Below are 10,637 nucleotides of genomic sequence, written 5' to 3'. Positions count from 1 at the left end.
GGCCGCAGCGTGCCGACGTCCGCGGTGCTGTGCGCGGCGCTCGGCGGCGTGCTGCTCGCCGATCCGTGGGCCGTGCTGTCGGCCGGATTCTGGCTGTCGTTCGGCGCGGTCGCCGTGATCCTGCTGGCCGTCGCCGGCTGGCGCCCGGTGCGCGAGGTCGACGATATCGATGAAGCGGGTGCGGAAGGCGGCACGACCGGCCTGCGGAGCCGGTTGCGCGGGTGGGCGACGCGCGGCCGGCGCCGCCTCGCCGAGGCGACGCGCGTGCAGTACGCGGTGACGATCGGGCTCGCGCCGCTCACCGCCGCGTGGTTCGCGCAGGTTTCCCTGTCGGGCCCGTTCGGCAATGCGTTCGCGATTCCGTGGGTCAGCTCGGTCGTGACGCCGGTCGTGCTGGCCGGCATCGCGTTGCCGCCGCCGCTCGATGCGGCGGCCTTCCGGCTTGCGCATGCGGCGCTCGAACCGATGATGACGCTGCTCGGGTATCTGGCCGACTGGCCGGCCGGCGTGTTCTGGCTGCGCATGCCCGACTGGCCGGTGCTGGCGCTCGCATGCGTGGGCGTCGCGTGGGCGCTGATGCCGCGCGGCTGGCCGTTGCGCTGGGCGGCGCCGCTCACGTGGCTGCCGCTGGTCGCGCCGGCGCCCGATGCGCCGCCGCCCGGCGGCTTCCGGCTGACCGTGCTCGACGTGGGGCAGGGCGCGGCGGTGCTGGTTGAAACCGCGCGGCGGACCTTGCTGTTCGATGCGGGGCCGGGGGCGGAGTCGTCCCATGCCGGTACGCGGATCGTCGCGCCGGCGTTGCGGGCGCGCGGCATCGCGACGATCGATTCGCTCGTGCTCAGTCATGCGGATGCCGATCACGCAGGCGGCGCACCGGCCGTTTATGCGGCCGCCGCCGTGCGCCAGCTGCTGGCCGGCATTGCGCCGAAGAGCCGGCTGTGGCGCGACGCGGCAGCCGCGGGCGTGGCCGACCGGCTGCCGTGCGCGGCCGGGCAGCGCTGGACCTGGGACGGCGTCGCCTTCACGATGCTGTGGCCGCCGGGCGGGATGGGCACCGGGTCGTCGAACGGGCAGTCGTGCGTGTTGCGCATCGATGCGGATGGCACGTCCGCGCTGCTGACGGGCGACATCGATGCGCGCGGCGAACGGCGGCTCGTGAATGACGCGCGCGACGCACTGGCCGCGCAGATCCTGATCGTTCCGCACCACGGCAGCCGCACGTCGTCGGTCGAGCCTTTCCTCGATTCGGTCGGGCCGCGCGTCGCGGTATTTCCTGTAGGCTATCGCAATCGTTTCGGGCATCCGCACCGGACCGTGCTGGCCCGCTACGAGGCGCGCGGGATTCCGCTGCCGCGCACCGATCGCGACGGCGCCGTGCGATTCGACGTCGCGCCGGCCGGCGGCGGGTTCGCCTTCGCGCGTTATCGCGACGAACGGCACCGGTACTGGATGGACCGGTGATCGCGGGAAGGCCGGCGTATCGGGACGGAAAGCCCGGGGCCGGCGTGCCGTGCCGAGGCACGGTTCCGACAGAATACGAAACATGGGACTGGCGTGAGAGCCAAAGCGCCAACGCCGGTCGACCGCGAAGCATGGGGCGGGAGTAAGTGCTGAAGCACTCACTCCCACCGACAAAGGAGACATCGGCGTTTGAAGGACATCCTCCACTTCTCGCATGCGAACGGCTTCCCGGCGTCGACGTACCGGACGATCTTCGCCGAACTGGCCGACGACTACGAGTTGCGCTACGTCGAACGGATCGGCCACGACCGCCGCTACCCGGTGACGCGCGACTGGCCGCATCTCGTCGAGCAACTGCTCGACGACATCGGCAGCCGCTACGAGCGTCCGGTCTGGCTCGTCGGCCATTCGCTCGGCGGCTACCTGTCGCTGATGGCCGCGCTGAAGAAGCCGCAGTGGGTGCGCGGCGTCGTGATGATCGATTCGCCGATCATCGCGGGCTGGCGTGCCGGCGCGCTGCGCGCGAGCCAGTGGGCGGGGCTCGACGAGCGGCTGTCGCCGGCCGCGGCGACGCGCAACCGGCGCACCCGCTGGATGAGCCGCGACGAAGTCTGGCGGCACTTCCGCGAGAAGCCCGCGTTCGCGCGCTGGGACGAACGGATGCTGGCCGACTATATCGACTACGGGATTCCACAGGCCGGCGCCGACGGCGAGCGCGCGCTCGCATTCGACCGTCAGGTCGAATACCTGATCTACCGGACGCTGCCGCACACGCTCGGCCCGCGGCTCGCGCACGGCGCGCCGGTGCCGCTCGGCTTTCTCGCCGGCACGCGCTCGCGCGAGGTGCGGCAAGTCGGGCTCGATGCGACACGCCGCGCGACGCGGGGGCGCATCGAATGGCTCGAGGGCAGCCACCTGTTCCCGATGGAGCGGCCGATCGAGACCGCCCGCGCATTGCAGCGGATGCTGAATTCGCTGAAGGCGGAAGAGGGCGGCGTTTCGCAGGCCGGCGCGCCGCTCGCGAAGCGCGCCTGACGTTTCGCCGGGCGGCTGGAACGCCCGCCGGCGCATGCGTGCGGCGCCGACCGGCCGGCCGGTTCGTACCGGCGCGCACGGCCGGCGCGGGTCGGCACGGATTGGCCCGAACGGGGCGCGATCATCACGCCAATTGCTGAGAGAAGGGCGGGCTTTACGGTATAATCCGTTTTTCCCGCGAGCATCCAGCGATGACCAAATATGTTTTCGTCACCGGCGGCGTAGTTTCTTCCCTTGGCAAGGGCATTGCCGCCGCTTCCCTCGCCGCGATCCTCGAATCGCGCGGTCTGAAAGTCACCCTCCTCAAGCTTGATCCCTACATCAACGTCGACCCCGGCACGATGAGCCCGTTTCAACACGGCGAAGTGTTCGTGACGGAAGACGGAGCGGAGACCGACCTCGACCTCGGCCACTACGAGCGCTTCATCAGCACGAAGATGCGCAAGGCCAACAACTTCACGACCGGCCAGATCTACGAATCGGTGATCCGCAAGGAACGCCGCGGCGACTATCTCGGCAAGACCGTGCAGGTCATTCCGCACATCACGAACGAAATCCAGGCGTTCATCGAGCGCGGGGCCGCATCGGCCACCTGCGGCGAGCCGGACGTCGCGATCGTCGAGATCGGCGGCACGGTCGGCGACATCGAGTCGCTGCCGTTCCTCGAAGCCGCGCGCCAGATGAGCCTGCGCCTCGGCCGCAACAGCGCGTGCTTCGTGCACCTGACGCTCGTGCCGTACGTCGCGACGGCCGGCGAGCTGAAGACGAAGCCGACCCAGCACAGCGTGCAGAAGCTGCGCGAGATCGGCATCCTGCCGCACGTGCTGCTGTGCCGTGCGGATCGCCGCATCCCCGACGACGAATCGAAGAAGATCTCGATGTTCTCGAACGTGCCGGAAGACGCCGTGATCTCGGTGTGGGACGCCGACAGCATCTACAAGATTCCGCAGATGCTGCACGACCAGGGCCTCGACCGGATCATCTGCGAAGAGCTGAAGCTGTCGCCGAAGGACGCCGACCTGAGCATGTGGTCGGCGCTCGTCGAGAAGCTCGAGAACCCGAAGCAGGAAGTGACGATCGGCATGGTCGGCAAGTACGTCGATCTGACCGAGTCGTACAAGTCGCTGATCGAGGCGCTGCGCCATGCGTCGATCCACACGTCGACCAAGGTCAACATCGAGTACATCGACTCGGAAGAGCTCGAGACGAACGGCGTCGACAGCCTGAAGCATCTCGACGCCGTGCTGGTGCCGGGCGGTTTCGGCCGTCGCGGCACGGAAGGCAAGATCGCCGCGGTTCGCTACGCGCGCGAGTCGAAGGTGCCGTACCTCGGCATCTGCCTCGGCATGCAGCTCGCGGTGATCGAATTCGCGCGCGACGTCGTCGGCCTGAAGCAGGCGAACAGCACGGAATTCGATCCGGACACGCCGGAGCGTGTGGTCGCGCTGATCACCGAATGGTACGACCGCGAAGGCAAGGTCGAGACGCGCACCGAGGAATCCGACCTCGGCGGCACGATGCGCCTGGGTTCGCAACGCTGCCCGATCAAGCCGGGCACGATGGCGGAAGAAATCTACGGCAAGGACGTGAACGAGCGCCATCGCCACCGTTATGAAGTCAATAACCGCTTCGTGCCCCAGCTCGAAGCCGGCGGCCTTATCATCAGCGCCCGTACCCCGAGCGAGGATCTGCCGGAAATGATGGAGCTGCCGCGTTCGATGCACCCGTGGTTCGTCGGCGTCCAGTTCCACCCGGAATTCACGTCCACGCCGCGTGACGGTCATCCTCTGTTCAAGTCGTTCGTCGAAGCGGCGCTTGCCAACAAGCAAGCGCGCGGAGTGCAAGCATGAAGCTGTGCGATTTCGAGGTCGGTCTCGACCAGCCTTTCTTCCTGATCGCGGGTACCTGCGTCGTCGAATCGGAGCAAATGACGATCGACACGGCCGGCCGCCTGAAGGAGATCTGCGAGAAGCTGAACGTTCCGTTCATCTACAAGTCGTCCTACGACAAGGCGAACCGCAGCTCGGGCAAGTCGTTTCGCGGCCTCGGAATGGACGAGGGGCTGCGGATTCTCGGCGAGGTGAAGCGCCAGCTCGGCCTGCCGGTGCTGACCGACGTGCATTCGATCGACGAGATCGAGCAGGTCGCGTCGGTCGTCGACGTGCTGCAGACGCCGGCGTTCCTGTGCCGCCAGACCGACTTCATCCATGCGTGCGCGCGCTCGGGTAAGCCCGTCAACATCAAGAAGGGCCAGTTCCTCGCGCCGCACGACATGAAGAACGTGATCGACAAGGCGCGCGACGCGGCGCGTGAGGCGGGGCTGTCGGAAGACCGCTTCATGGCGTGCGAGCGCGGCGTCTCGTTCGGCTACAACAACCTCGTGTCGGACATGCGTTCGCTCGCGATCATGCGCGAGACGAACGCGCCGGTCGTGTTCGATGCGACCCACTCGGTGCAGTTGCCGGGCGGGCAGGGCACGAGCTCGGGCGGCCAGCGCGAATTCGTGCCGGTGCTCGCCCGTGCGGCGGTCGCGACGGGCGTCGCGGGCCTCTTCATGGAAACGCATCCGAATCCGGCCGAGGCGAAGTCGGATGGCCCGAACGCAGTGCCGCTGAACCGGATGGGCGCGTTGCTGGAGACCCTCGTCACGCTCGACCAGGCGGTGAAGCGCAATCCGTTCCTGGAAAACGATTTCAATTAAAGATCGAATGAACCTTGCGACGGCTTCGCGCGTCTGTAGCGAAAGCGGTTCCGGCACGCACGCCGTCGCAGTTTGAAGAATCCATCGTCATTCTCAGAGGAAACCCATGAGTGCAATCGTAGATATCATCGGCCGCGAGATTCTGGATTCGCGCGGCAACCCCACCGTCGAATGCGACGTGCTGCTCGAATCGGGCACGATGGGCCGCGCGGCGGTGCCGTCGGGCGCGTCCACCGGCTCGCGTGAAGCGATCGAACTGCGCGACGGCGAAGCCGGCCGCTACAACGGCAAGGGTGTGCTGAAGGCAGTCGAGCACATCAACACCGAAATCTCCGAAGCCATCATGGGCCTCGACGCATCGGAACAGGCGTTCCTCGACAAGACGCTGCTCGAGCTGGACGGCACCGACAACAAGTCGCGCCTGGGCGCGAACGCGATGCTGGCCGTGTCGATGGCCGTCGCGAAGGCCGCCGCCGAAGAGGCCGGCCTGCCGCTGTACCGCTACTTCGGCGGTTCGGGTGCGATGCAACTGCCGGTGCCGATGATGAACATCGTCAACGGCGGCGCGCACGCGAACAACAGCCTGGACATCCAGGAATTCATGATCGTTCCGGTCAGCCAGCCGACGTTCCGTGAAGCGCTGCGTTGCGGCGCGGAAGTGTTCCACGCGCTGAAGAAGATCCTGAGCGACCGCGGCATGAGCACGGCCGTCGGCGACGAAGGCGGTTTCGCACCGAACTTCGGCAGCAACGACGAGTGTCTGTCGACGATCCTGCAGGCGATCGAGAAGGCCGGCTACCGTGCGGGCGAAGACGTGCTGCTCGCGCTCGACTGCGCGGCATCCGAATTCTACCACGACGGCAAGTACCAGCTCGCCGGCGAAGGCCTGCAACTGTCGTCGGCCGAATTCACCGACTACCTCGCGACGCTCGCCGACAAGTTCCCGATCGTGTCGATCGAGGACGGCATGCACGAAAGCGACTGGGACGGCTGGAAGCTGCTGACTGACCGCCTCGGCAAGAAGGTGCAGCTGGTCGGCGACGACCTGTTCGTCACGAACACGCGCATCCTGAAGGAAGGCATCGAGAAGGGCATCGCGAACTCGATCCTCATCAAGATCAACCAGATCGGTACGCTGACCGAAACGTTCGCGGCAATCGAAATGGCGAAGCGCGCGGGCTACACGGCCGTGATCTCGCACCGCTCGGGCGAAACGGAAGATTCGACGATCGCGGACATCGCGGTTGGCCTGAACGCCGGTCAGATCAAGACGGGTTCGCTGTCGCGCAGCGACCGCATCTCGAAGTACAACCAGCTGCTGCGCATCGAGGAAGATCTCGGCGACATCGCGAGCTACCCGGGCAAATCGGCTTTCTATAACCTGCGCTAACGCGCTACTATCGGGTTCGTCATCTCGACGCCGCTCTGTGCCTGTGCGCGGAGCGGCGCTTCTTATATCTGCGTCTCTTACATGCGGCTTGTCACTGTCGTCCTGATTGCCTTGCTGGCGCTCATTCAGTACCCCCTATGGTGGGGACACGGCGGCTGGCTGCGGGTGCACGAATTGCGTCAGCAGCTCGACGACCAGCTTCAGAAGAACGCGGACGAGAAGCTGCGCAACGAGCGCACCGCGGGCGAAGTGCAGGATCTGCAGAGCGGCACCGCGGCGATCGAGGAGCGTGCGCGCTACGAGATGGGCATGGTGAAGGACGGCGAAGTATTCGTGCAGTTCGTGTCGCCGAATGCGCCGGCAGGGCCGGTGAACACCACGCCATCGAATACGTCGACGCGCGGCGCGGTTTCGGCGGCGCCGGTGCGGGTCGTGCCGAATCCGCAGTCGATCGCGAAGCCGTCGCGCCATCACGGCGGCGACAAGGGCAAGCCGGCGCATCACTGAGCGCGGTACGTCGAATCCATTGAAAAAGCGCGGGAAATGCCGCGCTTTTTTATTTCCTGCCAGTCGTCAATCGATCGGGCGACGCCCGCTCACCACCACCAGCCCGGGTAGCCGTAGCTGACGCCCGTGCCCCAACGATTGCCCCATCCGCCGTAGTACCCGCCATAGACCGTCACGGGCGGCGGCGAGTAATACGCCCACGCGCGCGCCGCCGCCTCGGCTGCCATCGCGCTGTTCTGTTCGCGCAGCACCTGCTGGTCGATCTCGTCGTAGCGCTTGCGTTCGGCGCTCGACAACACGGGTGGCTGGCCGCCCGACGCGCCCGGTTCGGGCAGGCGGCTCAGGATCGTGGAAGTCGGCGGCGGCATCGCGCAGCCGGCCAGCGCGAGCGTGCCGGCGGCCATGCCCGTCAGGACGACGCTGCGGATGGTGAGCAAGGGGTGAGGGCGATTCATGTGTTTCTCCTGCGGCGCGCCGACCGTGGGAAAGCGGCTTGCGCCGAAGGCCGGGCCTTGGGCGCCTGAGCCGCGCGTGCGGCGCTCGTGCGTCATTATGCGCCCGTGCCGAGCCGGTGGCGGGCACGGGCGCGCGGCTCAGTGACGCTGGTCGGTCGCGGGCGCGATGCCGGTTTCGACACCGGGTGCCGCAAACAGTTGCGCGACGTCGACCGGATCGAATTCGTAGCGCTGGTTGCAGAACTCGCAGTGGATCTCGACGTGGCCGCGCTCGACGATCACGCTGTCGACTTCTTCACGACCGAGCATGCGCAGCATCGCACCGACCTTCTCGCGCGAGCACGAACACTGGAAGCGCGTGCCGGCCGGTTCGAAGTGCTGCACGTTTTCCTGCCAGAACAGCCGGCGGAACACGACTTCCGGTTCGACTTCGAGCAGTTCCTTCGCGGACAGCGTGCCGCCGAGCGTGCACACGCGCTCCCACGTGTCGATATCGGTTTCGGCGTTGCGCGGCACGATGCCGCCGTCGCCCGGCAGCTTCTGCAGCAGCATGCCGACCGCGCGGTCGCGATCGGCTGCGAGCCACAGCCGCGTGTCGAGCTGCTCCGAGTGATGCATGTAGTGCTCGAGCACCTGCGACACCGATTCGAGCGGGCCGTCGATGCCGTTCAGCGGCACGATGCCTTGATACGGCTGCTGGCCCGGCAGCTTGTCGGCCGGATCGAGCGTGATCACGCAGCGGCCGTGGCCGCTCGCGTTGACGAGCGACGCGAAACTCGTGTCGTCGCTGATCGTCTGCGCGGCGTCGCCGGAGAACTTCGCGGTGGCCCGCATCGACAGATCGGACCCGCACTGGACGACCAGCATCTGGATCGGCCCGTCGCCGAAGATCTGCATGATCAGTGTGCCGTGAAATTTCAGGTTCGCGGACAGCAGCGCGCACGCGGCCATCATCTCGCCGAGCACCGTGCGCACCGGGGCAGGGTAGTCGCGGCGGGCGAGCACTTCCTGCCACGTGTTGCGCAGCGAAACGATCTCGCCGCGCACGGGCGCCGCATTGAACATGAATTTCTGTAACTGGTCGCTCACTCTTCTTCCTTGAAATCCGTGCGAATCACCCGATCCGCACGAGTTGCTCCTTGAAATGCGCGCGTCGCTCGACATACGTCTTCGCGTTCGCGCGCAGCCGCGCGACGTCTTCGGCCGACAGCTCGCGCACGACTTTCGCCGGTGCGCCGAGAATCAGCGAGTTGTCAGGGAACGTCTTGCCTTCCGTCACGACCGCGCCGGCACCGACCAGACAGTTGCGGCCGATGACCGCTCCATTCAAGACCACCGCCTGAATCCCGACCAGCGAACCTTCGCCGATCGTGCAGCCGTGCAGCATCGCCTGGTGCCCGATCGTCACGTTCTCGGCAATCGTCAGCGGAAAGCCGGGGTCGGTATGCAGGACCGCGCCTTCCTGGACGTTGCTGCCGGCGCCGACCGTGATCGTCTCGTTGTCGCCGCGAATCGTCGCGTCGAACCACACGCTCGCGTTTTCCTCGAGCACGACCTTGCCGATGATGGCCGCCGTATCGGCGACGAATACGCTTTCGTGGATCGTCGGGGCCGTCTCGCCCAGCTTGTAGATCGTCACGGAGTCTCCTTGTCTCTTCGATGATGGGCGCCGGTAGAATGGCGCGTCCGGTTTGCCCGGCGCCTGGCGCCGCGGAACAAACGCATATTGTAAACCGTCGCGCGCCGATGCTCCCGCGATGCGTACGCAAGGTGTCCCCGTTTATGAGCATGGAGTCTTCTTCTTTCGACCAGCCGCAGGCCTGTGTGCGCAGCGTGGCGCTCGATGCGCTGCGTATTGCCGAGCCGGCGGCCAAGGCGGCGCGGGTGCGCGCGCTGCACGATGCGCTGCGCGCCGGGCAGGCGGCGATCGCGCCGGCGCTCCAGTTGCGCGAACCGGCCGGTCTGCCGGGGCGCCCGGCGCGGCCCCCGCTGGTCGAGCCGCGCGAGCTGCAGCGGCGCAGCATGCGATCGCCCGAAGGGCGCGCCGTGCTGCTGCACGCGCTCGCCCATATCGAGTTCAACGCGATCAACCTGGCGCTCGACGCGGTCTGGCGCTTCGCGGACATGCCCGACGCGTTCTATGCGGACTGGCTGAAGGTCGCGGCCGAGGAGGCCTATCACTTCACGCTGCTGTCCGACCGGCTCGCCGACGGCTTCGGGCATGCGTACGGCGATTTTCCCGCGCATAACGGGCTATGGGAGATGTGCGAGCGGACCAAGGACGATGTGCTCGCGCGCATGGCGCTCGTGCCGCGCACGCTCGAGGCGCGCGGGCTGGACGCCTCGCCACCGATCCGCGCGCGGCTCGTGCAGGCGGGCGACGACGCGTCGGCTGCGATCCTCGACGTGATCCTGCGCGATGAAATCGGCCATGTCGCGATCGGCAACCGCTGGTTCCGCCATCTGTGCGACGCAGCCGGGCGCGACCCCGTGCCGACCTATCGGCAGCTCGCCGAGCAATACCACGCGCCGCGGCTGCGCGGCCCGTTCAATTTCGATGCGCGACGCGATGCCGGCTTCGAGCAGGCCGAACTCGACGAACTGGCTGCGCAGGACGCGGCGGACGGGCGCACCGCGCATTAGCCGGCTCGCGTGCGGCTGCGTCCGGTGGGCCGCCTGCTTGCGCGCCCGATCGACAGCCTCTTTCTGCCTGGCGCCGTACCACCTCGCCGCTAGAGCGGTACCTCGATTGCCGGCCGCCGGAACCGGGGTGTCGCCGCTATAATCGAACGACCATTCTTTTTTTTGGCGGCTGCGATGAGTGCCTCGAGTTCTGTTTCCGATTTCGTCACGGTGCGCGGCGTCCAGCTGCATGTGCGGCGCTGGGGCCGGCCCGATGCGCCGACGCTGTTCATGCTGCACGGCTGGATGGACGTCGCGGCGTCGTTCCAGTTCGTCGTCGATGCACTCGCGGGCGACTGGCAGGTGATCGCGCCCGATGCGCGCGGCTTCGGGCTGTCCGACTGGCCGGTCGCGCGGCAGGGCGGCGGCCACTACTGGTTCCACGAATACCTGGGCGACCTCGATG

General features: G+C 67.2%; 11 protein-coding genes. 8 read left to right on the top strand and 3 right to left on the bottom strand.

Translation table 11 applies throughout. The features are described 5' to 3' along the window. The 6 genes from JMF86_RS10455 to ftsB all read left to right on the top strand — a co-directional run. Positions 1–1,461, top strand: a 1,461-nt coding sequence (locus tag JMF86_RS10455) for a DNA internalization-related competence protein ComEC/Rec2 (RefSeq protein WP_201316987.1), incomplete at its 5' end; no start/stop codon positions are given. Between the two features lie 189 nt (positions 1,462–1,650). Continuing rightward, positions 1,651–2,496: an alpha/beta fold hydrolase gene (locus tag JMF86_RS10450; protein ID WP_034174518.1), complete on the top strand. Its 846-nt coding sequence runs from the start codon at positions 1,651–1,653 to the stop codon at positions 2,494–2,496. Between the two features lie 191 nt (positions 2,497–2,687). Continuing rightward, positions 2,688–4,346, top strand: coding sequence for a CTP synthase (locus tag JMF86_RS10445; protein WP_006478404.1), 1,659 nt, complete (start codon positions 2,688–2,690; stop codon positions 4,344–4,346). Further along, positions 4,343–5,197 carry a 3-deoxy-8-phosphooctulonate synthase gene (gene kdsA, locus JMF86_RS10440; protein ID WP_006478405.1) on the top strand — a complete coding sequence of 285 codons (855 nt, stop codon included), beginning with the start codon at positions 4,343–4,345 and terminating at the stop codon, positions 5,195–5,197. Before JMF86_RS10445 ends, kdsA begins: the two co-directional genes overlap by 4 nt. A gap of 106 nt (positions 5,198–5,303) precedes the next feature. Then, positions 5,304–6,587 (top strand): phosphopyruvate hydratase, encoded by a 1,284-nt coding sequence (gene eno, locus JMF86_RS10435; RefSeq protein ID WP_006478406.1) that lies wholly within the window; start codon positions 5,304–5,306, stop codon positions 6,585–6,587. Positions 6,588–6,668: 81 nt separating this feature from the next. Further along, positions 6,669–7,094 carry a cell division protein FtsB gene (ftsB, locus tag JMF86_RS10430; RefSeq protein WP_011549473.1) on the top strand — a complete coding sequence of 142 codons (426 nt, stop codon included), beginning with the start codon at positions 6,669–6,671 and terminating at the stop codon, positions 7,092–7,094. 89 nt (positions 7,095–7,183) lie between these two features. Here the strand turns inward: ftsB and JMF86_RS10425 are convergent, their stop codons facing one another. The 3 genes from JMF86_RS10425 to JMF86_RS10415 form a co-directional block, all read right to left on the bottom strand. Further along, complete coding sequence (locus JMF86_RS10425) at positions 7,184–7,549, bottom strand: hypothetical protein (protein ID WP_006478408.1); 366 nt, start codon at positions 7,547–7,549, stop codon at positions 7,184–7,186. A gap of 138 nt (positions 7,550–7,687) precedes the next feature. Continuing rightward, entirely contained in the window at positions 7,688–8,638 is a 951-nt protein-coding gene (hslO, locus tag JMF86_RS10420; RefSeq protein ID WP_201316986.1) for an Hsp33 family molecular chaperone HslO, read from the bottom strand. Between the two features lie 25 nt (positions 8,639–8,663). Next, positions 8,664–9,188, bottom strand: a complete 525-nt coding sequence (locus JMF86_RS10415; protein WP_200093648.1) for a gamma carbonic anhydrase family protein — start codon at positions 9,186–9,188, stop codon at positions 8,664–8,666. 143 nt (positions 9,189–9,331) lie between these two features. Between JMF86_RS10415 and JMF86_RS10410 the strand changes: the two genes are divergently transcribed. Then, on the top strand, positions 9,332–10,192 hold the full coding sequence (locus JMF86_RS10410) for a ferritin-like domain-containing protein (RefSeq protein ID WP_185642967.1): 861 nt from the start codon (positions 9,332–9,334) through the stop codon (positions 10,190–10,192). Between the two features lie 174 nt (positions 10,193–10,366). Further along, positions 10,367–10,637: alpha/beta fold hydrolase (locus JMF86_RS10405; RefSeq protein WP_374039653.1), on the top strand; the 271-nt coding region annotated here is incomplete at its 3' end.

Origin of the sequence: Burkholderia sp. E168m15 (genome assembly GCF_016586105.1) — a bacterium.
Classification (GTDB): Bacteria; Pseudomonadota; Gammaproteobacteria; order Burkholderiales; family Burkholderiaceae; genus Burkholderia; species Burkholderia orbicola.
Note: the sequence above shows the minus strand (reverse complement) of the source record. Positions and strands in the feature narration are given on the sequence as shown.